Genomic DNA, 23,473 nt, shown 5'->3' with positions numbered 1-23,473 from the left:
TCAGCGTGCCAAGTACTGATTGCCTGCGATTAGCCCTGCATCAATCACTCGCCGAAGGGCCTCCGCGTCGTACTCCGGCCGGCCATCGAGTTCACCCGAATCGTTGAAGGCTGTTGACCCACCAAACTCGAACAGTGCCATAACCACAACTGCCGCAAACAACCAACTTCCTCGCGTTGTTACGTCGCCCATGTGGGTCGCGGCGTCATCGCCCGTGAGCTCGGTTGGGTATTCGCCGAAGGAGACCCAGCAATGCTCATGAACGCCGTTGCCACGAACCGTCACGATTGAATCTGCCAGAGCCTTTGGCGGACTGGTGGGCTCATGCAGTTGCACTTCAGGTGGCGCGAGACCAAACCCTTCGAATGCACGACCGACCGCCTGTTGAACCTCGCCCAGGGATGCGGGTAGTCGATGAACCGGAACGAAGACGCTGTTGGACACATTACCTCCCTGGCACAACGAGCGTGCCTTGCGTGATGTTGAGCCAGCCGTCGCCGAACTTGACGTAAACGTTGTTTACTGAGCCTTCATTCAGGATGCGTCCGACCGGCGTGTTAGGAGTCACGAACTTGGCAAAGCCGTCGATGCTGACTCCTGTTCGGGTCGCGTCCACAGCGATGTCGCCGACGTAACCCTGAGCGGATATGTTCCGGGCGCCCTTGACGATGTTGCGAAGAACCGCCTGTTCGCCATTGCCCGTCACAATTTTCAACTGGGTCGGCACACCGTCGAGCCATCCGTCAATGCCGGGGAAGCTATCCGTCGGCGCCCCGACGAACTTACCACCACGGAACGAAGCAAGGTCCTGCGCTTGAGCAAACTCGGCATCGCTAAGAGCGTTCCTTGTGACCGTTCCAGGTTGTCGCGAAAGCGTCAGTAGCGGCGGCGTCTCCCCAATAGCCAGGCTGCTAGCACTTCCGGTATTGCCAAAAGTAGAAAGTCCGCTCGAAGCGGACTTTCGCCATGCGCAAAGCGCAACGGGATGCGTCTAATTTTCGGCAATGAATTCAACATCGTCGAGGTATAAATTTATGCGCAAGCGCTCTGAGTCGCCAAAGCCCAAGACGACACTACTCCCGGGGCGAGGTGATTCAATGGATATCTCAGGAACGGCTCGGTTGGCAGCCTCAATGCTTCCACCGCTTTTGACAAGACGAAGGAAGTTAACCATCGTCGAAACGTCGTCTGCGCTGCCGCTTGCGAAGCCGCCCTTCACATCGGCGCCCAGTAGATTGGAGTACACGTAAGCAGACCGAGCTAGGAACAACGCCCCAGTTCCGGAAGGAGAGCCGTTTGGAATTTTAACCCACGCCCCCGCATATTCAGAATCTAGCAAAGCCCGCCCATCTCGAAACATTAGACGGGAGTCCGCTATCGCGAGGCGAGCCACTTCTCGCCACAAGGGATGTTGTGCCCAACAGTCAATGTGCACAGATGCGCCGACCAGTGGAAGCAATTCATTGCTGTGGGCGGAAGCGTACGGGTCAATGATTGGCACACGGTTTAGCTCACCCAATGTCAATATCTCACCGCCACATATGCGGCAACGAGTTGCCTTGAAACCTTCATTCATTGAATTTTCCTCGGATGGCAGCAGATGATTATCGCAATACGTTTCCACCCGCAGGCATCATGGGTGGGCTGTTTAGGGCGCGCCAATAACCTTGATTGTCAAAAGTTCCCAGCCAGTAGTCAGTTCCAGGCGCCCTGGTTCCAGTGGTCACGATATAGCTCCGATTTTGCTTCAGGCGCCACAGATAACCAACATCGCCGAATTCTCCGGACGGTGCCAAATGGTAGAGCGTATCTCTCGGATGAGAGTGCACGATAAGACGGTCTACATCAAGCTTCAGTACATCCGAAACATTGTCTGCAGCTCCACGAACCAACATACGCGACCCATTGCCCAGTCGTACAACGGCGTGCTCCCGCCAGTCGCATTCGAAAGAGCCGACACGTCACCGAATACAAGGTTCCCCAAGGCGCCTTTACGGCCCGAGTGCCTTGGAACGATGCTGCTGAAAGGCGCTCATGAAGCGCCAGTTGGTCGGGGGTCAGAATGTCCAAGCCCTTGGCGCTCGGACCAAAGGCAACGCTTCTTTGGGGGAAAGCTGCGCCGACTTCAACATTGCCTAGAGTGAAGTTCCCCCGCGACGTTGCAGCTGTCGGACTACCGCGCATTCTCCCTAGCATCAGCCCTGCCAAACTAAAGGTCGATTCCGCGGCTCTTTCCGGATCTCCTGCCCCTACCGCTCGTGCCAAGTCTAAGGTGGAGTTAACCCCTTCTCTTATCGCCTCGCCATAGTAGCCAAGCAACGAGCCGCCATCTTGGAAATATCGCCCGGCACCGCTCGACGCCCGCAGGTTCTGGTCATAGGACAGACCAAGGCCAGCCCTAGCACCGTTCCAGCTGAAAGCAACGCCATCGCGCAGCATGTCGTACGTCTCAACAACTGGTACCCACGTGAAGTTGCGAAGCCCCCGACCAAGTGCCTCTGCCACGGGTGAATCTGAGGGTGCGTCGAGAGCGGTCCTCTGGCCTCCTAGCAGGCTGCTGAAATACTGCGCTGAAGCACCTACCTCGACCCGCGAGCTGATGGAGTTTCGGTAGCTGCCGTCGCGAGGAGTGTCAGAAGGGGCATTTCCAGGCCGGTTCGCCCCTGTGGAGGGCCGAGTTGCGCGCCTGCGCTGCTCATCTGGCGCCTTGCAGACGGACCTGTCCCAGCGAGCGCATGCGCACCAAGTTGTAGGCCGCCATGTTCAGCACGAACAACTGGTCCACCTTCTTGAGTCCGCGCACCATCACCTGCCGGATCGAGCCGATGGTCTTGGCCCACCCGAAGGCCTGCTCGATGCGCTTGCGGCATTGCATCGACAACGCGTACCCGTCGGTCTGGGCGATCTCATCGGGCACCGCCGAGCGACGCCCCGACTTGTTCTGCGCCACATGAGGCTCGACCTTGAGCTGCTGCAACTCGGCGATGAACTGCGCCGCGTCGTAGCCCTTGTCTGCACCCAGCGTGATCTCTGCCTCGGGGTTGACCTGCCGGGCATCGTTGATCATGGCCCGGGCCGCCGCCCGCTCGGCATAGCCGTCTGCCTGAGTGACCACGGCATTGACGATCAGGCCGTGCCGGTTGTCCATCAGCGTGTGGCCCATGAAGCGCATCTCGCTGGCAGTCTTGCCCTTGCGATACAGGCGGCTGTCTGGATCGGTCTTCGATTCGTGCGTGTCGTTGCTGCGCGGCTGGCCCCGGAAGTCGCTGCCATCGTTGCTGCTGCCACCGCCCGCGTCGTCGTCGTCGCCGGCCTTCTTGGGCACAATGCTCTTGTGGCTGGCCCACGCCTGGATCAGCGTGCCGTCCACACTGAAGTGTTCCTTGGACAGCCAGTTCTTGCGCTCGGCTTGCGCCAGCACTTCGTTGAAGAACGCGACCACCGCATCGTGCTCGATCAAGCGCTGTCGGTTCTTGCTGAATACCGTGGGCACCCACACGTTGTCGTCCATCGATAGGCCGATGAACCAGCGAAACAGCAAGTTGTATTGCACTTGCTCCATCAGCAGTCGCTCCGAGCGCACCGAGTACAGCACCTGCAGCAACATCGCCCGTAGCAGCTTCTGCGGGGCGATGCTCGGACGCCCGCCCTTGGCGGCGTCCCCATACATGTCGGCGAACATGTCTTCAAGCTCGATCAACGCGTCGTTGACCATCGCGCGTATCGCCCGCAGCGGATGCGTGGCCGGCACGAAGTCGTCCAGCTTCTTGACGCTGAACAGGCTCTCGGTGAAGGTGTCGGGACCGCGCATAGGTGGCAACAAGATTCAGGTTCGGGTGCTGGGTGACACTGTGCCGCATCTCCGCCAGGATGCGCTGCCGACGGCGAGGTATTTCAGCAGCCTGCTAGGGTTGCCATGACAAGTCCCTTCCATAAACGCTGAACCGTGCCGATGCCGTACCAGAGTGCGCACCATCGGTTGTGCGCCCGAGCATTCGCGCACTGCCGGCCGTAACAGTGCCCGTCGGTCTATACGACACCGCCGGACGTAGGAATGGATCGGCGTTGGTCTTCGAGAACAATCAGCGCTGCTCGCAAGGCGGCCATAAGCGTCTTGCTGTTCGCCTCCTCGAAGTGCCCCTGTGGAATGGCCTTCGCTGTTTCCTCCAGCTCCGCGAGTCGCGCGTTCACCTTCTCGATGTTCCGATCGATGCTCTCAAGATGGTCGAACTGCTGTGCACGGTCCGTCACGATCATTCCTTCTTCGTATTGCGATCGCTGCGATCCAACCACATGAAGCGCCCGCGCTCAAACAGAGACGGCGGCCAGTGCGTCAAATGGCTGCTGATCTGACTCACGAACAGCACTTTGCTCTGTCCACTCCTGCCAGCGGCGGATAACCACGTCGGCGTACTTGGCATCCAGCTCCATCACCCGCGCAACCCTGCCACTTTTCTCAGCGGCGATCAGGGTCGTTCCCGAGCCAGCAAATGGGTCGAGGACAACGTCACCCGGCCTGCTCGAGTTGCGGATCGCTCGTTCCACCAGCTCGACCGGCTTCATCGTGGGGTGCAGGTCGTTCTTTGCTCGTCGATCGATCTGCCAGAGGTCGCTCTGGTCGCGGTCCCCGCACCAGTGACGCTTGGCGCCCTTCGGCCAGCCGTAGAGGATCGGCTCGAACTGGCGCTGGTAGTCCGCGGTTCCCAGCGAGAAGCGATTCTTCGCCCAGATGATGAAGGTAGACCAGTGACCGCCTGCCTCTCGGAATGCTGTCTGGAGCCTGTCCAGCTCGCTGGAGGACATGGCGATGTACATCGCTCCTCGGCAGCGCGGGACCATCAGCGATAGGGCATCAGCGAGGAACCGCTGGAAGCCGGCACCCAGAGCGTCGTTCAGGATGGGACGGGCCGTGCCGCGCTTCTGGTGCATCGGGTTTCCGGTGTACGCGACGTTATAGGGCGGGTCGGTGAACACCATGTCGACCTGTCCATCGCCCAGCAGCAGCTGATAGGCCTCGGCGTTTGTTGCGTCGCCGCAGACCAGGCGGTGCTTCCCCATCAGCCACACATCACCCACCTGGGGGATTGGACGCGCCCCCCGGCTCCGGAACTGCATCGTCGTTAGTCGCGCCATCGTGATCTGGCTCCTCGCCCTGCAGCAGCTCGGCCAGCGCGTCTGGGTCGAAGCCGGTCAGGTCCAGATCGAAGCCTTCGGCGTCCAACGCCTTCAGCTCAAGCCGGAGCAGCCCGTCGTCCCAGCCCGCAAGCTCCGCCGTGCGGTTGTCGTTGATCACGTAGGCCCGCTTCTGCACCTCGGTCAGGTGCGCGAGTTCGATCACCGGCACCGTCTTCAGGCCGAGCTTGCGAGCGGCGAGCAGCCGGCCGTGGCCGGCTACCAGTACGCCGTCGGAGCCAACCAGGCACGGGTTGACGAAGCCGTAGGCCACGATGCTCGCTGCAATCTGCGCGACCTGCTGCTCCGAGTGAGTGCGGGCATTATTTGCATAGGGCAGCAGCCGCTCGATCGGCCACTGCTCGATCTTGGCGGCCAGCCAGTTCACGGCGGGCGACTTGGGAGGGAGCATTTGATTTTTCAGGAGGAGGTCTGGCTCCTGAGCTGAGGCCGGCACCAGGAAGACGGGCACACGACCGCAGGAGCATCTGTAATGACTGGTCGAGGCCCGGTCAAAAGTTTGGTTAGAACCTGCAGGCAACACGAAGGAACGGTCACGCCTGCGCTGCTGTGCCTCGTCTGATGAGGCCGACGGTATTCGCCATTGATACGCAGCAAGTAGAAGCGGGCTAAACCGGGAGAACGTGATTCACTCCTGCCCCGGCAGAAGCAATTGGAGGAACTTGGCGATGCAAGGCGTTCGGCTCTCGAAGTGGCACTGGGCAGCAGTCCGGCCACTCGCTACCGGTCTCCTATTGGGGCTATCCCCCGCTATCGCCCTGCAAGCCGTTGCGAGGCTGGTAATGGGTCCTCAGTGCAACTTCCATGAAGGCGTGGGAGCCGTTTTTTTTCTCGGAGGGTTTGTCGCCTTTCCGCTCTCTCTATACGCGGTATTCGCTGTATTCGCGCGGGCAACCGAGGCCTTTCGAGTCTACCCTAGAGGTCACAAGTTGGCACTTTTCATGGTTCTCGCGCTGACGGTCGGGGCGCACCTCATGCCTTGGATGGGCAACGGCTTCTTCGAGCGAGCGTTGCGCACCTTAGGCCTTTGCTAAAGCCGACTTGGTTGGATGCGAGATCCATGGCGAAGTCCGGCTGAAGAACGACGTCGACCAGGCACTACCGCCCGCGAACTCCGCAAACCTTGGTTTGCATCAACCGGTAGATGAGCGTCGCGGGTTTTCCGCCCGCATTGGGTACCAAAAGGAAGGACCCACAAACTCTCCCGTGGGCTGGCGATGAGGGCGCCAACAGCGATCCGAGGTGGATCGCGTCGCTCTACAGAAGGTCCTTGTGCAGTCGCAGTTCGAACTGTACCGAGAACGACGCCGGCCGTCTTGTGCTCCGACGCGCCGGCTACACCGCGGGTGGGAGCGCCAGCCCTCCTATCGCCGCGGACGGGAGCGCAAAGTAACTCTGGCTACCAAGGTCTGCTTTACGCTCCGGGAGATTACTCCCTACTGCTGGTCCCTGCGCCACCGTACCCAAAAATGTACCCAAAAACGGCCAAAGTGTTGCAGCCCTCAAGTAGCGCTTGAGGGCGCGCATGGGAGCTATAGCCGCATTTCAGGTGCACCTGGGTGCGCAAAGGAGCGCTGGCATCAACGGCCTGCTGGTTGAGTCGATCCACGACGACCTGCAGAGCCACCAGCCACCGGCGCCAGGCCGTGTTGGCGATCTCCTGCCAGCCATAGCGCTGCGCACGCATCCACACCTAATGCCGCGGCTCGACCTCCGGCCGTCGCACCCCTCTCATCACCTTCGGCGAGGCGCTCATTCTGACGGCTTTGACGGCACTTAAAGCTCACCGCGCGCCATCTTGCCGAGTTTCAGCACAGCGTCGTAGAGCGCCCGAATCGGCTCGCCCTGGTCGTCGAATCGCCCCTGCCAGATCACCGAAGCTCTCTGGTGGCCTCTCGCTACATAAAGTCCGAAACGCGCACCGCCTAGCATTGGATTAAACGGGTGCTCCCGAAACGAGCACGTGATCATGTCCGTCAGCTCAACGAGCCGCCACATTTGCTCGGGTTCCACCTTGAAGTCGGTATGCGGGAAATCGGGCTGGAACTCCGGGTCACGGCCGCGCCTCGGAACGTCCTTCTAGCAGGCTGCTGAAATACCTCGCCGTCGGCAGCGCATCCTGGCGGAGATGCGGCACAGTGTCACCCAGCACCCGAACCTGAATCTTGTTGCCACCTATGCGCGGTCCCGACACCTTCACCGAGAGCCTGTTCAGCGTCAAGAAGCTGGACGACTTCGTGCCGGCCACGCATCCGCTGCGGGCGATACGCGCGATGGTCAACGACGCGCTGAGCGAGCTTGAAGACATGTTCGCCGACATGTATGAGGACGCCGCCAAGGGCGGGCGTCCGAGCATCGCCCCGCAGAAGCTGCTACGGGCGATGTTGCTGCAGGTGCTGTACTCGGTGCGCTCGGAGCGACTGCTGATGGAGCAAGTGCAATACAACTTGCTGTTTCGCTGGTTCATCGGCCTATCGATGGACGACAACGTGTGGGTGCCCACGGTATTCAGCAAGAACCGACAGCGCTTGATCGAGCACGATGCGGTGGTCGCGTTCTTCAACGAAGTGCTGGCGCAAGCCGAGCGCAAGAACTGGCTGTCCAAGGAACACTTCAGTGTGGACGGCACGCTGATCCAGGCGTGGGCCAGCCACAAGAGCTTTGTGCCCAAGAAGGCCGGTGACGACGACGACGCGGGCGGTGGCAGCAGCAACGATGGCAGCGACTTCCGGGGCCAGCTGCGTAGCAACGACACGCACGAATCGAAGACCGATCCAGACAGCCGCCTGTATCGCAAGGGCAAGACTGCCAGCGAGATGCGCTTCATGGGCCACACGCTGATGGACAACCGGCACGGCCTGATCGTCAATGCCGTGGTCACTCAGGCAGACGGCTATGCCGAGCGCGCGACGGCCCGGGCCATGATCAACGATGCCCGGCAGGTCAGCCCTGAGGCAGAGATCACGCTGGGTGCAGACAAGGGCTACGACGCGGCGCAGTTCATCGCCGAGTTGCAGCAGCTCAAGGTCGAGCCTCATGTGGCGCAGAACAAGTCGGGGCGTCGCTCGGCGGTGCCCGATGAGATCGCCCAGACCGACGGGTACGCGTTGTCGATGCAATGCCGCAAGCGCATCGAGCAGGCCTTCGGGTGGGCCAAGACCATCGGCTCGATCCGGCAGGTGATGGTGCGCGGACTCAAGAAGGTGGACCAGTTGTTCGTGCTGAACATGGCGGCCTACAACTTGGTGCGCATGCGCTCGCTGGGACAGGTCCGTCTGCAAGGCGCCAGATGAGCAGCGCAGGTGCGCAACTCGGCCCTCCACAGGGGCGAACCGGCCTGGAAATGGCCCTTCTGACACTCCTCGCGACGGCAGCTACCGAAGCTCCATCAGCTCGCGGGTCAAGGTAGGTGCTTCAGCGCAGTATTTCAGCAGCCTGCTAGGACTGCACCACTCCAGTCGCCACGTCCTCCTCGAAGCCAGAAGCGCCGATCTCAATGAGATAACCAGAGACAGAGGGTCGGTGAGGTACCAGCCATATCCCAATCTCGATTTCTGGAAGTGTCATGTCGTCTCACGCAGTGCCGCTGTCCATCTGTACCAGGGGATGGTATGGTCTCAGCCGAGGTGCTTGGCGATCTCCGCTCAGTAGCTCGGGCAGCCCTATGACTCGAAGGTAGCTCTCATGGCATCCAAGTCATAGCGCAGGAGGTACGCCATATAGCGCGCATAGAGCTTCGCCAGAAGCGCATGGTTTGGGCCGACAACGTCCATCCCTCTGTCGTCGTACGGCCACACCATCACCCCGTCGGCCAAGTTGAAAAGGTAGCAGTCGCACGCGGGGCGGGGTCGGACGGATCCGAAATCGCGAGAGAAGGCGCACCACAAAAAGCGGTGCAGATAGGACGTGGGTGCTTCAAATGCAAGGCTCACGTACCACTCCTCCGCATCCTCATCGAAACGATCGTCGAGAGGCACCGGCTCTGTCCACAAGGACCGCTCCCTGGGCGCCTTGATACCTGTATTCCCTAGCAGGCTGCTGAAATACCTCGCCGTCGGCAGCGCATCCTGGCGGAGATGCGGCACAGTGTCACCCAGCACCCGAACCTGAATCTTGTTGTCACCTATGCGCGGTCCCGACACCTTCACCGAGAGCCTGTTCAGCGTCAAGAAGCTGGACGACTTCGTGCCGGCCACGCATCCGCTGCGAGCGATACGCGCGATGGTCAACGACGCGTTGATCGAGCTTGAAGACATGTTCGCCGACATGTATGAGGACGCCGCCAAGGGCGGGCGTCCGAGCATCGCCCCGCAGAAGCTGCTACGGGCGATGTTGCTGCAGGTGCTGTACTCGGTGCGCTCGGAGCGACTGCTGATGGAGCAAGTGCAATACAACTTGCTGTTTCGCTGGTTCATCGGCCTATCGATGGACGACAACGTGTGGGTGCCCACGGTATTCAGCAAGAACCGACAGCGCTTGATCGAGCACGATGCGGTGGTCGCGTTCTTCAACGAAGTGCTGGCGCAAGCCGAGCGCAAGAACTGGCTGTCCAAGGAACACTTCAGTGTGGACGGCACGCTGATCCAGGCGTGGGCCAGCCACAAGAGCTTTGTGCCCAAGAAGGCCGGTGACGACGACGACGCGGGCGGTGGCAGCAGCAACGATGGCAGCGACTTCCGGGGCCAGCCGCGCAGCAACGACACGCACGAATCGAAGACCGATCCAGACAGCCGCCTGTATTGCAAGGGCAAGACTGCCAGCGAGATGCGCTTCATGGGCCACACACTGATGGACAACCGGCACGGCCTGATCGTCAATGCCGTGGTCACTCAGGCAGACGGCTATGCCGAGCGCGCGGCGGCCCGGGCCATGATCAACGATGCCCGGCAGGTCAACCCTGAGGCAGAGATCACGCTGGGTGCAGACAAGGGCTACGACGCGGCGCAGTTCATCGCCGAGTTGCAGCAGCTCAAGGTCGAGCCTCATGTGGCGCAGAACAAGTCGGGGCGTCGCTCGGCGGTGCCCGATGAGATCGCCCAGACCGACGGGTACGCGTTGTCGATGCAATGCCGCAAGCGCATCGAGCAGGCCTTCGGGTGGGCCAAGACCATCGGCTCGATCCGGCAGGTGATGGTGCGCGGACTCAAGAAGGTGGACCAGTTGTTCGTGCTGAACATGGCGGCCTACAACTTGGTGCGCATGCGCTCGCTGGGACAGGTCCGTCTGCAAGGCGCCAGATGAGCAGCGCAGGTGCGCAACTCGGCCCTCCACAGGGGCGAACCGGCCCGGAAATGGCCCTTCTGACACTCCTCGCGACGGCAGCTACCGAAACTCCATCAGCTCGCGGGTCGAGGTAGGTGCTTCAGCGCAGTATTTCAGCAGCCTGCTAGTTCGCGAAGCAGATGACGATAGGCAAAGGGCTGACTTGGCCCGCGTACCCGCAGGCACACCGTCAGCACTTGCTGGCCTTCGAACACGCTCTCGCAAATCTGCTGACCCTTACGCAACGCCGTCAAGAACTGGTCAATGGCACTCCCGCCCTCTGAAAGCTCGAATCGGAGGCCTCCGGGGTACCGATAGAACAATGGCCGCAGGAACGTCTTGCCGTTGAAGACATTCTCGATCTCATCACGGATCCGCATTCATCCTCCCGGAGGACACCGTCACACCACTTCGCATTTTTGCACGGCGTCCGCGGAGTACGTGGAGGCGTTCATCTTGCTTCTCGCCAAGCACTCCCTGCTACTCAATGAATGCTAGGGAAGTGCCGCAGCAGTTCAGCTGCTCCGCTACCCGACCTAACGCCCTCTGCCGGCGCCGCCACGCGGTCGTGCGGTCGCAGCCCAGGCGCTTGCCGATCTCCTGCCAGCCGTAGCGCTGCGCCCGCATCCACACCAAGTGCCGCTGCTCCACCTGCAGCCACTGCACCCACTGCATGGCCTGCAGCAGGCGGTCGATGTCCTGGGGGCTGGGCGGGAAGCGCATCGGCGTCTCCTCCCTGCGTCCCAGTGCCTCCCACTGCTCCCGAACGACCCGCGGCCAGGTGCTGAGGTAGCCCTGCACTCGGACAGCGGGCAGCCGCCGGGACGTCTCCGCAGCATCGGCGAATCGCATCGCCACAGCCTCAACGGTCCACTGCTCAGCCATGGCGCTTGCCTCCCTTGCCGTAGAGCCGCTCGCCGATGCGGCGGACGATCTCGCGTTCGACGAAGTCCAAGCGTTCGTCGGCTTCGCTCACCACGAGGATGCGTTGGTCTCGCCAGCCGTGTTCCTTCACCGCATCCAGGTCGGTGGTCTGCGGCTGCAGCTTGCCCAACGGGCAGCGATAGCGGTGATGGGGTGTCATCATGTTCAACCCTCCTGCGTTTCGATGGCCCACAGCAAGAGCGCAAGTGCGTCGGCCTCGTTATCGTCCAAAGGCCCGTAGCCGCGTTTTTTCACCGCGGCAGCCACCTCCCCCTTGCCCGCGTTGCCGCGGCCCGCTACGTGCCGTTTAATGGTCCGCACGGGCGCGCCCTGGTACGGGACTTGGTGCTGTTCGCACCAGGCCGTCAGGTGAGCCATGAGGCCGCCGTACAAGTGGGCCGCATCGACGCCGGTGTGCCGGCGCACCTCCTCGAAGTACACCGTGCCCAGTTCGCCGCTGGCGGTGTACAGCTCGGATAGCCAGCGCTTGAACCGCAGAAAGCGCATCCCGCCGCCCTCGAAGCGCTGGGGCTTGAAGTGCTGCGTGCCGCTCGTGATGGTGCCGTCGCGTTGCCGCACTGCCCAGCCCGTGCTGGTCCCCAGGTCCAGCGCGAGCACTGCGGCTTTGCTTTTGGGGTGGTGGTGCACAGAACCCGGGTCTACCTCCTTACGTACGGGGGAGGGAGTTACTACTCCCTCCCCTACGTAGTAGGGAGGGGGTCTCCGACAACTGAATGAGGGAGAAAAAATGAGCGCGGGCGCGCACTTAGGACAGTTGGCTAGTTGGCATGAAAGCCAACTGCCGGTTGCAGGCGGTTCGCCGTCAAGTCCTTGTCGCGCCTGGATTTTCGGATCGCAGGCCGGCATCGGCTGATGGCACTCGGTGAGCGCCGAGGCCCAGTTGGCTGATTTTTCGCCAAGACTTCTTTGCTCATTCATCGCCGGCCTCCGGGTCGTTCTCGTCATCTTGGTAGACCCACACCCCGGCGTTTTCGACGGGCAGCACTGCTCCGTTGGGACCCCACTTGTAGTGGGTGGGCACCACCATCAGTTCCGTCACGGGCAGCTCACCGGCCACCAGGTCGGGCTCGCCGAGCGGTGTGCGCAACACCATCGCTTCGACGCAGAGGTAGCCGAACTTGGTGCGGCCTGCAGGCGGCAGTCCGTAGTCCGCCGCGTTGCGGAAGAACTTGATGTAGCCCTGGGTGGCCAGCACCGAGATGCGCTCGCGGATGGTCCGCTCGCCGCCGAGCCCGGCCTTGCCTTCGAAGGTCTCGGCGAATTGGTTGGCGGTGTAGCAGCGGCCGGCGCCGGCTTCGTCGTAGATCATCTGCAGGATGACGTCGTGCTTGCGGCGGCGCTCCGCGTCCAGCCGCGCCCCGTGGTCCTGCATCACCAAGCGCCGGCTGGGTGCGATCTCGCGCCACTCGCCTTTGACCTTGTCGACACTCTTCGCCGCGATGGCCGCGCCGTTGCGCAGCTCGAAGATCACCTCGCGCGCTGAGGTCGCCTCGTCCGGGCGGAACAGCAGCATGCCGGTGGTGTAGTAGCCGCGCAGGCTGCCGGCGCCGGCCAACGCCTGGAACGGATCTTCTTCGAACTGCTTCTTGCCGAGCTTGCGGGTGTGGTGGGCGAGGATGACGCCTGCCTCGGGATTCACTTCGTGGCGCAGCCGCTCCACCCGGTCCCGCAGGAAGGTCATCATGGCCTCGTTGTCGTTCTCGCCGCCGGCCTCCCCGCCGTCGAAGACGTTGCGGATCGGATCGATCACGAGGATGTCGGGCCGCTCGCAGCCGAAGGCCTGCTTGACGGCCGGGATGACCAGGCGCAAGCCGTCCTCGTTGAGGAGCAGGCGCAACTGGGAGGTGACGACCAAGTTGTCGCGCGCCATGAGCAGCCGGCTGGCCGGCAGGCGGATCTCCTTCACCCGCTCGCGCAGGTAGTGGTACTGCACCTCGGCTTGGAGGTAGAACACACGCAGCGGGCGAGGCGGTCGCATGCCAAGGAAGGGCGCACCGGCGGCCGTGTGGGCGAGCCAGTTCAACAGGAAGTCGCTCTTGCCCACTTTGGAGGCGCCGCCGAACACGAGCAGGCCGCCCGGTGTGAGCACACGTGGCGAGATGAGGTCCGGCGGCACCGGCGAATCGTCCTCGAGCAATGTCCGCAACGTGAAGGCCGGCAGCAGGGGCTGCGCGGCGGCGCGCTCGCGCTTGGCGCTCGCGATGAAGCCGCGCACATCGAAACCTTCCTTGACCGCATCGGCCGCGTCCCAGCCTTCGGGCTTGCCCTGCGGGGGCTGCAGGATGGCGCAGGAGAGCGCGCCGGCCGCCAGGATCGCCTGCGCGGCGCGCTCTGCGTACTCCCGGCCTGGCTCGTCGTTGTCGGGCCAGATCAGCGCGTGTTTGCCCACCAACGGTGTCCAGTCGGTCTTGTCCACGGGTGCGCTCGCGCCGTGCATCGCGGTCGTGCCGCAGCACTCTACCGTGATGAGGGCGTCAGCGGACTTCTCCCCCTCGGCCAGCACCACCTCGTCGGCTTTGGCGATGCCCGGCAGGTTGTACAGCGGCCGGGGAGTGGGTGCAGCCCACTTGCCGCTCTTCACATCCAAGGGCCTGAACTCTTTTCGGCCGTCCGGCCGGTCATAGCGGTAGACGGCGGCGATCAGGTGGCCGCCGGCATCGAGGTAGTTCCACTTCGCCGTGTACATGCCCAGCGTGTCGATGGGTGGCTGCCGCTTCGCCGGTGTGGCCGGTGCGGCGGACGTTCGGCCCAGCAACTCAGTGGAGGTCTTCAGCACTTCCGTGAAGCGGGTGCGGGCGTCGATGCCGTAGCGACCGCCGATCAGCGCGAAGACGTCGCCGCCGCTGCCGTCGGCCCGGTCGGTCCACAGCCCGGCCTTCTCGCCGTCGAGCACCACCTCGAGGCTGTCGCCGGGGCTGCCGGTGATGTCGCCGATGAAGAACTTGCCATGGCGTGTCTTGCCGGCCGGGAACATCGTGCACAGCACGGTTTCAAGCCGTGCCAGCAGCGCTGCCCTGATCTCGTCGCGTTCGGCGTCCGGCTTGCGGCGGGGCGGCTCTTGCGGGGCCGCGTCATTGAAGTCCAGAAAGCGCACGGGCGCATCGCTCGCGGCGGCCCCTTCCAGGACGGCCTGCGGAGGGAGCGGGGTGTCGATGTGGTTCGTCATGAAGGTTCTTTGGGCGTCTTTGGCCCTGCAGTGCAAGGCCGGCGTTCTATTGGGTCGGGGGTGACGTGAAGCTCAGCCTCTTCGCCCACCGGATTGCAAGGTGGCGATGGAGTCGGCAGGACAAGGGGGCGGCTGGGACACGCTCAAGCCTCGCCGCGACAGGTCAGCTCGGCAGTGCTGCGGACACGGCGTCTGTTGGCTTCGAGCCAAGCCAGCACATCGGCCTTGCGGTAGCGCACGCTGCGGCCGATCTTGGTGAGCAGCGGGCCGCCACCGTGCGTCGCGGTCCATTCCAGCCAGCCGGTGGAATAGCCCAGGCCTGCCGCCGTGGTCTTGCGGTCTAGCAGGGCTTCGGAGGGAGCGCGCCAGAATTCGGCGCGAAGATCAGCAGTGGAGGCCTGCTGCTGCGGAGGGTGGACCCGTTTGGGCATCTCGGCATTCCTTGAGGTTGGTTCGGAATGCCGAGTGTTGATTTGGACGGGCTCGGAACCCGCTGAAATTCAGGAAGATTTTCCGAACTTCAGTTTTCCCAACGTCGTTTGGGAAGCTCGCGGTCGAAGACCTTCAAGGCCTCGCTCATCTTCTTGTGGAAGGACTTGAAGCCGCGCACGTCGTCGCCGAACAGCTGCTGCGCGGCCTCGGCGACCGCTTGGCCGATCTGGGCTGCGTTGGGACGGTCCCCCGTGCGATAGACGTTGGAGGATCTGGCCAGGAGGTGGCCCATGATGGCGAGGGCCTTGAGACTGTTCAACTCGGTCGCCTCACTGCCATCGGGCAGGACCGGCTGGCGCATCTCGTCGAACAGGAAAGCGGGCCGGTCCTCGAAGGGCAGCTGCTCAAACCAGCGGCGCAGGCTGTCCTTGTGGATCAGCAAGCGGTCCCTCTGCAGCAACTCGTCCAGCGGCGCATCCTTGATCCGTTGGCCGTGGCTGCCGACGATGCCCAGGTCTTCATACTCCAAGCGGCCTTCACGCAATGCAGTCACCAGCGCAGCGCGCTTGGCACTCATACAGTGGGTGTCGAACCCCAGGCCGCCGAGTTCGACGGGATCGACGTTGCACCACAGCGCGATGGCGTCGTCGAGTCGGATCTGGCTGGACAGATCCCAGTAGCGCAGGCAGTTGGAGGGGTGGCGCATGGGCGATGCTCGGCGGCTGTTGAAGCCGCCGAGGCTACTGAGCCAAAGCAGCGATATACCCGTCAGAAAAACCAGGACGCCGCCGCGGCAGGGGGCTGTGTGAAGGGGAGCAACGCGGACGCGTCGGTCGATTCTTGCTGCGGCCAAGTTGCCGCCGAGACGCGCGGCAGTCAAAATCACGGCATCCCGATGCCTATCCCTGCTCTCTATGAACCTTCGAAGCTTCCTTGCAGATCAGACCGGCCAGGAACAAGCCTACATTGTGTTGAACACAACGACCAACATGGGCTCGTTTCTTGTCGGGCTGGCAGTCGGCAAAGTTAGCGGCGGCGAAGCCTTGGTGACTCCCGTGGGGCAGGCATGCCTGAACCGGATCGCCGAGATCGCCGATCAATCGTCCAAAACCGTGCACGTCGTCGAAGTCGCGGGCAAGAACAAGCTTCGCGAGAAGGTGCGGGGTGCCTTTCTTCGGGCTACCGCACGCGATTGCATCTTCTTCGTCTGCGGCAACGGCAAGCTGTACGACGACGTATTCAAAGAACTGAACTTCCAAGCGCCAGACGCAACATCGCACGCCACGCATTGAGGAGCGATACCAGGGCCGTTGAAGTCAAGCATCGGGCGCCTCCAGCCGAACAGCCGGTAGATGGCGCGGTAGTACTCCGGGTGGAAACGCCGCTCCCAGGAGGCACAGGACTGGCGCAGCAGCCGGGCGATCAGCTGCTGCAGTGCGTCCGGCCCGCGGCGGTACTGGAAGCCCGTGGCTTCATTGATCAGCGCAACCTCGCCCGTGGTGGCGAGCGCTTGCGAGATCGTCATGCAGTTCGGCAGGACCGCTCGACGCGACTTGTGCAGCGTACCGCCGAGGGCAGCGTTCACCACCGCCGCTGCTGCATCGGCGATGATGCCCGCCGGAAAGAACTGCGCCTGTTGCCCTGTCGGCAGCAGAATCGGCCAGGGTGATTTTTCTAGACATGGCAATGACTTAGGCGGGAAATCGGCAGAAAAACGAGCAAATCGGCCACCCTTGTGCGTTTCGTGAAAACCGAGCAACTTTGCGAGCTGGCGACGCGCGTAGCCCCGCTCGCCGCTGTTTAGCACAACGGCTTCGCATTCCAGGTCGCCGAAGCGCACAACGCCATAGTGGCTGGCCGCCACAACGGATGAATTCATCGCTGGCTCCCTCAGGCTGCGCAGGACGGCTTGGCCGTCACCGGCGTGCGGGTGGCGGCCGGTTGCGGTACCGAGACGGGGCGAGCTGCGGTAGCCGGCGCGGTCCTCGATGCTGGCGCCGCCCGCGTCACTGTGGCCGGCGCCGGCGATGCTGCGGGCGCGGCAGTGCCCTGCGTCGCAGGCGCCTGGCTCGGGCGCGATGCCACGCCCATCAGGCGGGCGTGATCCGGGTGATCCGGCTCCACCGCCACCTTGACCACGTTCTTTGGGTTGCCACGACCGCCGACCTCAACGTCAATGAGGGCCAGGAACTCGATGCCGTCCAAGTCGCCGAAGGAGGCGATGTGGCGCGCTGCCGCGGCCTGCGGGCTCATGTCCTGCGGGTGGAAAGAGCTGCCGTCTTCGGACTTGATCTCGACGAGCGTCACGACCTCGTCGATCACGCCGGGCAGCTTGTTGGCAGTCTTGCTGCCCTCGATCTGCCGCAGTCCTGTCAGCCCGGCGAGGGAGCGCAAAGGAGTTACGTCTACCGGATCTTGGTCCTAGCATCGGATCGGTTTACTCGTGATCTTCTTCGCATGCGCCTGCACCAACCATCCTCTGCCAGCGGCCACCAAGCACAAGCCGACTCGCCCCGCCACCCACACCAGGAGATTGAATCGCCCCGGGTTTCGTGGAGGCTGGTTGGTTTAAGTGGTCACGCCGTCACGGCCGATCGCTCGGCGAGTTGGCGGTGGTAGTTTGCCTCGGCCTCGGCCGGCGGGATGTAGCCCAGCGGTGCCATCAATTGATGATGGTTGAACCAGGCGACCCATTCGAGCGTGGCAAGCTCGACGGCCTCGCGGGTCTTCCAAGTGCGCCGGTGGATCACCTCGGCCTTGTACAGCCCGTTGATGGTCTCGGCCAGGGCGTTGTCATAGCTGTCGCCCTTGCTGCCAACCGAGGGCTCGATCCCGGCCTCGGCAAGCCGCTCGGTGTAGCGAATGCTGACGTATTGCGAGCCCCTGTCCGAGTGGCAGATCAACCCGTCTTCGGCTTCGGGCTGGCGGGCGTACAGCGCCTGCTCCAGCGCATCCAGGACGAAGTCGGTGCGCATCGAGTGGCTCACGCGCCAGCCCACGATGCGCCGTGCGAAGACATCGACGACGAAGGCGACGTAGGCGAAGCCCTGCCAGGTCGACACGTAGGTGAAGTCGCTCACCCACAGCTGGTTGGGCCGGTCCGCCCGGAACACCCTGTTGACCTTGTCGAACGGGCACGGCGCCTTGGCATCGGCCGCCGTGGTGCGAACGCGCTTGCCTCGAATCACGCCGCGAAGACCCAGCCTGCGCATCAGGCGCTCGACGGTGCAGCGCGCCACCTTCATGCCTTCACGCCCGAGCTGGCGCCAGACCTTGTCGGCACCGTAGACCTGCCGGTTGGATTGCCAGACCCGATCGATCTCCGACATCAACTGCGCATCGCACTGCGTGCGTGCGCAGCAGCGGCCCGGCTCGCGCCGGCGCATCGCATGGCGTCGGTATCCCGACGGGGCGATCTGCAGCACCCGGCAGATCGGCTCGACCCCGAAGTCACTCCGATGCGCGTCGACGAACGCCTTCAAGACTTCGTACGGCGGTCGAGCTCCGCCTGGGCGAAAAACGCGCTGGCCAGCTTCAGGATCTCGTTGGCCCGGCGCAGCTCCTTGACCTCGCGCTCCAGCTCTCTCAGGCGCTGCGCCTCCGCGGTCGTCGTGCCCGCGCGCGTACCGGCCTCTACCTCTGACTGCTTGACCCAATCCAGCAGCGTCTGCGGCACGCAGCCGATCTTCGGCGCGATCGATTCGACTGCGCCCCATAGCGACGGGTACTCCCCGCGCGCTTCCTGCACCATCCGCACTGCGCGCTCGCGAACCTCAGGTGAGAACTTGTTCGACTTCTTCATGGCTCCATCTTCTCAAGAGTTGGAGCCTCCACAAATCCCGGGGCGATTCAGTAGAGGTTCGCGCCTTGTAGCGCCTGGAATCCCAGTGAGTCCACCCCTGCAGTCGAGGTTGCCTGCACGCTTACGCTGGATGGGATAGCCGGGCGCTTACGCATGGTTCTTAAATGTGGGGGTACGCATGCACGCTTATCGAAGCATGGCGGCGACAGTACAACGAGGAATGACCCAAGAAGCACCTCAAAGGACTTACACCGGTTCAATACGCAAAGCAATTGAATCAAAATTCAGTCACGGTAATGGTGACTCTAGGCGCAATTGCTACTGAATGTGCGGGGGCGCGGATCGCGCAAGCCCCGCCGGTTACCAATTCAGTTTATCCCCAGATAGGCTTGCAAGATTTGCGTCCGGCAGTGACGAAACTGTTCAATAACCCTTGCCCCCTTAATCTACTGGCGGAGCCCAGTAAGCCAGGCCGTCTTCCCATCTGTTATTTGTGAGGCGATAAAGAGCGCCGTCTTTTAATCGATAGGCATAAAGATCCCCGTAAGGCTGAGGATTGAATATGGGTATGTTCAGGAGCGGCTGTTCATCGTTCAGACCACCTCGCTCAGAAGTGAATATCAGCCATTGCGCATCCGGTGAGTATTGTGGATGGGCATTTTGGCCGCGGCTGTAGGTGATTCGGCGCAATTCACCCGGCGTGCCATCAGGTGAAACTTTCAGAGTATATATCTCGAATGTCCTGCGCCCGGTCTTAGGGTCCAATTCTCCATCGCGGTCAGAGGAAAACGCAATTTCATCGTTGAGAGGTGAGAATGCGGGGAAATTGTCGTTTGACTGACCATCCGTCAAACGTTTTACACCGGTCCCATCTGAATTCATGACGTATATATTATAATTCCCTGTTCGTCCGCTGCGGAAAGCGATTCGACGGCCATCCCCTGAAAAACTCGGAGAGCCGTCATTCCCAGGCGAATTCGGTGTCAAATTCACGGCTCCTGTACCGTCCGGATGTATCTTCCAAATGTCAGCCTCCGTCTTCGGCGGCGAAAACAGGCTGCCCTGGGTAAAAGCGATCCATTTACCATCTGACGACCAAGACATCTCCTGCCAAGGCAGGTCCGTGGAGGGCAAGCGAGTAATCTTTCTAATGTCCGAACCACTTATGTTAGTTAGCATCAGTGTTGTTGATCCTGATGACGTTATGGTGCTCGCTAAACGACTCTGGTGTGGATGCGGAAGGACAGAAAATGCCCGTACCGCGTACAGCTCCACTTCTCGGTCTGGAAGAGACACTCGCCTAGGCGAACCATTAACGAGAAAAGGCCCTCGGCCGAGATATTGCATGCCCGGAAAGAGCGGTCCTTCCGGTATGCCAGGTTTCATGGGCCCGATCCCATGGCAAAACATTGCACCTGTAACCGGATCGAACACGGGTTTGTAATAGTCCGTCGATGTATCGGTTTCCTGGCGTTGGTTCGAGCCGTCCTGTTCAACAGACATCACTTTCCAGCGTGCGTTTTCGCCTTCGCCTGTTTGGACAACATATGCAACCCGTCCCTCTGGAGTTAGAGTCGGGGAAAAAGCGACTTCGTTAGGGGCAGATATCGGTCTGGGAAACCTTCCATTTACATCCATTACCCAGATACGAGACTGATTACCATTTATGGGATAAGTAGTAAAGTTACTAGCGGAATAGCTGGTAGAGTAGAAGAAAATATTCTTCCCATCCTTCGACCAGGTCGGTGATCCATCCCAGCCGCGCGAATTGGTCAATCTGCGCCGATTTTTTCCGTCGGAGTCCATCACGTAAATGTGGCCCTCTCGCACTCGAGCATCCGGTGGTCCGGTAACTGGAGTATCTCCATCCGAGGAAAACGCAATCATGTGTCCGTCGGGCGAGAAGGCAGGCCGAAATTCTCCGCCAGTATCATGAGTTAGATTGTTGGCCCGCTCGATGCCTTGAATTTGTTTTGGATTGAATGGCAGAGTGAAAATGTCAGCAGTGCCGTCACGCGTGCTAACAAAAGCGATTGTCTTATCATCAGGGCTGATAACAGCCTGATCCTCCATAAATTCGCTATGGATTAGTGGCCTAGGATCGCCACCGTTTTTCAGGTCGAGAACATAAAGATGGGGATTCCCATTTCGTTCAGATGTAAAAACCAGCCAGCGTCCGTCGTGTGATATCGTTGCGTTGTAATCATTGCCAAAGTCTGCCGTAATTCGTCGAGGTTGGGCTCCAAGCTTGGAAAAATAATAAATATCCAGATTGCCTGGTTGCATACTGATGTAGAAGATTCTTTCGTGTCGTTTTTGTGCTGCTGTCGCGGCACCATTCGATGCTTCTACAAGTGGAGCGGCAAGAGCCAAAGCAATCAAGCAGCAAGAGAAAACTATATTTCGTTGGTACTCTGCATACCTACAGACAATGGTCAACATCGCTCCCAACGGATAATGAGTGCGTCGAATCATTAGTCGGACCGCATCAATCATCGCTTACCCTTCAATTTATGTACCGTAATGACAAATCTCCCTTTCTGCAACAAAACTTGGACCCATGGCGAGGCCCTCTACGCGAGACGGAAGATGTCCTGATCCTAGCACTGCACGAGCGACCAGATTTCTGTCAGCGGCCAAAGCAAGGTGCCGCACACGGTGATAACTGATAACGCGGCCGATGTCGTGCATTGTTGCCGCCGCCCGAAAGTGAGCCACTTGCGTCAGATTGCCGCCGCGATTTCCTGTGCTTCAACCTCGGCCTAAACCTTCTCAGTGAAGATTGGTTGCGCGCAGGTTGTTGCCGCCGGCGGCGATCCTGGCGAACTCCCCGCCCTCTTCGCGGGCCTCGTGCAAGGTCATGCCGCTCACGCAGCGCGGCTCGTAGTCGGCCACTGTCAGGATGTCCCGAGTGCCGTCCGCTCGCGTTTGCCGGTACATGCAGACGCGAGCACTCGCCTCGATCCAGCGGACGGTGAACCGGCCGTGACCGCGCGCACCCGGCGCGCGTCAAGCTACTTGTCGCCTGACTCAAGCGGCTATCGGCTGAGTATCGTGGTGCGCTCCTGCGGTCGGGTTGACGAGGATGTCACGCTCCGGGTTCAGCGTGACCGAGGCGATGGGTTGCCAGTCCCGCGTTGGGCCTGACCAGCGGCGAGGATGGCGTTGCCGGGCTTGCGTGTAGAGGTCATGACGAGCCGCCAGGACGGCCTGGTCGTGTCCTGCATGGCGCTGCGCCGGGCTGACGTAGCGGATGCCGCTGTGGCGGTGCTCGTGGTTGTACCAGTGCACGAAGTGCCGCGCCCATTCGCGCGACGCCTGCAGGTCCGCGAAGCCCTCCACAGGGAACTCGGGCCGGTACTTGGCCGTGCGAAACAGGCTCTCGACGAAGGCGTTGTCGTCGCTCACGCGTGGGCGCGAGTACGAGGGCCTCACGCCCAACCAGCACAGCATCGCCAGTACCGTCGTTGCCTTGAGTGTGGCCCCGTTGTCGCCGTGGAGCACGGGACGCTGCTCGCGCGGCACGGCATGGATGCCTTCAGCCAGCGCGGTGCGTTGCACCAGGCGCGCGGCATGATCGCAGTCGTCAGCGTCGTGCACCTCGAAGCCGACGATCTTGCGACTGTAGACGTCCAGGATCAGGTACAGGTAGAACCAGCGCCCCGCCACCTGCGCCGGCAGGAAGGTCATGTCCCAGCACCACACTTGGCGCGGCGCAGTGGCCACGTGCGTGGTCGGTGGGCGGCCGCGTCGCGGCGCCTTGGCCCGGCCGCGATGGCGTGTCTGCCCGTGCGTGCGCAGCACGCGCTGGAAGCTGGACTCGCTGGCGATGTACACGCCTTCGTCGGCCAGCGCGGGCACGATGCGCGCCGGCGGCTGGTCGGCGAAGCGCGGCTCGTTGGCCACGCGTACGATCTGCTCGCGCTCGGACTGCGTCAACGCGTGCCCGGGGACTGGCCGTACCGCGCCGGGGCGGCCATCACCGACCACCAAGCCTGGACCAGCCCTCCAACGTGCGTGCCGTGATGCCCACGGCATCGCAGGCTTGCTTCAGCCGAGCGCCTTCAGCTCGGGCCAGTTCGATGTCTCGGGCAATCTGCTGGCGATCTTCCAGGACGATCATTCGTCCTCGCCTTTGTGGTACTTGTTGAAGATCGCCTCGGCTTTTTTTGTCAGCACCAGCAGCGCCGCCGTCTCCGCCAGTGCCTTGTCCTTGCGCCGCACTTCGCGCTCGAGTTCCTTGATCCGCTGCCGGTCCTGCTTGGTTCGCGACGGGCTCGCGCGCGACTCCTCGGGCGCGGCCAGCGCTTGCGTGGCACTGTCGCGCCACTGCTGCAGTTGCTGCGGGTACACGCCATTCTCGCGGCACCAGGCGCTGCGCGCGGCCTCGTCCATCACCGCTGTCGTGATCACCGCTTCCAGCCGCGCCGCAGCTGTCCATACACGCTCGCGCGCCGGCTGCGCCAGCGACTCCACTCGCCAGCGTTCGAGCGTGTCCGCGCTCACCCCTATCTCTCGCGACACTGTTGCCGCTGGCGCGCTCTCCGGCGGCAACATGCGCGCTACCGCCCTATCCTTGAATGCTTTTCCGTATCGAGCCAACTCGTTCTCTTCTCGCCCCCGCGGTCATCGTTCTATTGGGGCGACAAGTATTGTGACGCGGGGGGCACCCA

Annotated in this window: 19 protein-coding genes, 2 pseudogenes and 1 other annotated feature; of the genes and pseudogenes, 2 read left to right on the top strand and 19 right to left on the bottom strand. The window is 62.0% G+C overall.

The features are described from left to right. From N7L95_RS28835 to N7L95_RS28815, 5 genes and pseudogenes are all read right to left on the bottom strand, one after another. The gene (locus tag N7L95_RS28835) at positions 1-444 is read right to left on the bottom strand and encodes a hypothetical protein (RefSeq protein ID WP_301261056.1); all 444 of its coding nucleotides are present in this window, start codon (positions 442-444) and stop codon (positions 1-3) included. 1 nt (position 445) lies between these two features. Further along, entirely contained in the window at positions 446-727 is a 282-nt protein-coding gene (locus N7L95_RS28830; protein ID WP_301261055.1) for a hypothetical protein, read from the bottom strand. 1,968 nt (positions 728-2,695) lie between these two features. Beyond that, positions 2,696-3,811: an IS5 family transposase gene (locus N7L95_RS28825; RefSeq protein ID WP_301261054.1), complete on the bottom strand. Its 1,116-nt coding sequence runs from the start codon at positions 3,809-3,811 to the stop codon at positions 2,696-2,698. Between the two features lie 218 nt (positions 3,812-4,029). After that, positions 4,030-4,257 (bottom strand): hypothetical protein, encoded by a 228-nt coding sequence (locus tag N7L95_RS28820; protein ID WP_301261053.1) that lies wholly within the window; start codon positions 4,255-4,257, stop codon positions 4,030-4,032. A gap of 51 nt (positions 4,258-4,308) precedes the next feature. Then, positions 4,309-5,560, bottom strand: a pseudogene (locus N7L95_RS28815) (site-specific DNA-methyltransferase). Positions 5,561-7,370: 1,810 nt separating this feature from the next. On the opposite strand from N7L95_RS28815, the gene N7L95_RS28810 reads away from it, so the two are divergent. Then, positions 7,371-8,486: an IS5 family transposase gene (locus N7L95_RS28810; RefSeq protein ID WP_301261052.1), complete on the top strand. Its 1,116-nt coding sequence runs from the start codon at positions 7,371-7,373 to the stop codon at positions 8,484-8,486. Between the two features lie 369 nt (positions 8,487-8,855). Here the strand turns inward: N7L95_RS28810 and N7L95_RS29810 are convergent, their stop codons facing one another. After that, the gene (locus N7L95_RS29810; protein ID WP_494516332.1) at positions 8,856-9,170 is read right to left on the bottom strand and encodes a DUF3885 domain-containing protein; all 315 of its coding nucleotides are present in this window, start codon (positions 9,168-9,170) and stop codon (positions 8,856-8,858) included. A 148-nt stretch (positions 9,171-9,318) separates the two neighbouring features. On the opposite strand from N7L95_RS29810, the gene N7L95_RS28805 reads away from it, so the two are divergent. After that, positions 9,319-10,434: an IS5 family transposase gene (locus N7L95_RS28805; protein ID WP_301255679.1), complete on the top strand. Its 1,116-nt coding sequence runs from the start codon at positions 9,319-9,321 to the stop codon at positions 10,432-10,434. A gap of 134 nt (positions 10,435-10,568) precedes the next feature. On the opposite strand, the gene N7L95_RS28800 is transcribed toward N7L95_RS28805, so the two are convergent. The 13 genes and pseudogenes from N7L95_RS28800 to N7L95_RS28740 form a co-directional block, all read right to left on the bottom strand. Continuing rightward, entirely contained in the window at positions 10,569-10,835 is a 267-nt protein-coding gene (locus N7L95_RS28800; protein ID WP_301261051.1) for a DUF3885 domain-containing protein, read from the bottom strand. Between the two features lie 100 nt (positions 10,836-10,935). Continuing rightward, positions 10,936-11,307: a DUF6362 family protein gene (locus N7L95_RS28795; RefSeq protein ID WP_435870128.1), complete on the bottom strand. Its 372-nt coding sequence runs from the start codon at positions 11,305-11,307 to the stop codon at positions 10,936-10,938. Between the two features lie 25 nt (positions 11,308-11,332). Next, a complete protein-coding gene (locus N7L95_RS28790; protein ID WP_301261049.1) occupies positions 11,333-11,542 on the bottom strand; it encodes a hypothetical protein in 210 nt (69 codons plus the stop codon). A gap of 2 nt (positions 11,543-11,544) precedes the next feature. Then, positions 11,545-11,997, bottom strand: a complete 453-nt coding sequence (locus tag N7L95_RS28785; protein WP_301261048.1) for a hypothetical protein — start codon at positions 11,995-11,997, stop codon at positions 11,545-11,547. A 313-nt stretch (positions 11,998-12,310) separates the two neighbouring features. Continuing rightward, entirely contained in the window at positions 12,311-14,566 is a 2,256-nt protein-coding gene (locus tag N7L95_RS28780) for an AAA family ATPase (RefSeq protein ID WP_301261047.1), read from the bottom strand. Between the two features lie 143 nt (positions 14,567-14,709). Continuing rightward, positions 14,710-14,997, bottom strand: coding sequence for a helix-turn-helix transcriptional regulator (locus tag N7L95_RS28775; protein ID WP_301261046.1), 288 nt, complete (start codon positions 14,995-14,997; stop codon positions 14,710-14,712). 89 nt (positions 14,998-15,086) lie between these two features. After that, positions 15,087-15,704: a hypothetical protein gene (locus N7L95_RS28770; protein WP_301261045.1), complete on the bottom strand. Its 618-nt coding sequence runs from the start codon at positions 15,702-15,704 to the stop codon at positions 15,087-15,089. A 390-nt stretch (positions 15,705-16,094) separates the two neighbouring features. Beyond that, entirely contained in the window at positions 16,095-16,877 is a 783-nt protein-coding gene (locus N7L95_RS28765; protein WP_301261044.1) for a P63C domain-containing protein, read from the bottom strand. 11 nt (positions 16,878-16,888) lie between these two features. Then, positions 16,889-17,392 carry a hypothetical protein gene (locus tag N7L95_RS28760; RefSeq protein WP_301261043.1) on the bottom strand — a complete coding sequence of 168 codons (504 nt, stop codon included), beginning with the start codon at positions 17,390-17,392 and terminating at the stop codon, positions 16,889-16,891. Between the two features lie 182 nt (positions 17,393-17,574). Next, a protein-coding gene (locus tag N7L95_RS28755) for an IS3 family transposase (RefSeq protein ID WP_301261042.1) occupies positions 17,575-18,800 on the bottom strand; the annotation gives its coding sequence in 2 pieces (ribosomal slippage) (positions 17,575-18,512 and positions 18,512-18,800; 1,227 coding nt in all). Continuing rightward, positions 18,406-18,522 (bottom strand) — a sequence feature (AL1L pseudoknot). Its footprint overlaps the gene before it by 117 nt. A 441-nt stretch (positions 18,801-19,241) precedes the next feature. Beyond that, entirely contained in the window at positions 19,242-21,296 is a 2,055-nt protein-coding gene (locus tag N7L95_RS28750; RefSeq protein ID WP_301261041.1) for a hypothetical protein, read from the bottom strand. Positions 21,297-21,572: 276 nt separating this feature from the next. Then, the gene (locus N7L95_RS28745) at positions 21,573-21,695 is read right to left on the bottom strand and encodes a hypothetical protein (protein WP_301261040.1); all 123 of its coding nucleotides are present in this window, start codon (positions 21,693-21,695) and stop codon (positions 21,573-21,575) included. Between the two features lie 135 nt (positions 21,696-21,830). After that, positions 21,831-23,402: pseudogene (locus N7L95_RS28740) on the bottom strand (IS3 family transposase). Positions 23,403-23,473 lie beyond the last annotated feature (71 nt).

The sequence above is a fragment of the Eleftheria terrae genome, from assembly GCF_030419005.1.
Lineage (GTDB): Bacteria > Pseudomonadota > Gammaproteobacteria > Burkholderiales > Burkholderiaceae_C > Caldimonas > Caldimonas terrae.
The sequence above is the reverse complement of the archived record's forward strand: the minus strand, read 5'-3'. Positions and strand labels throughout refer to the sequence as shown.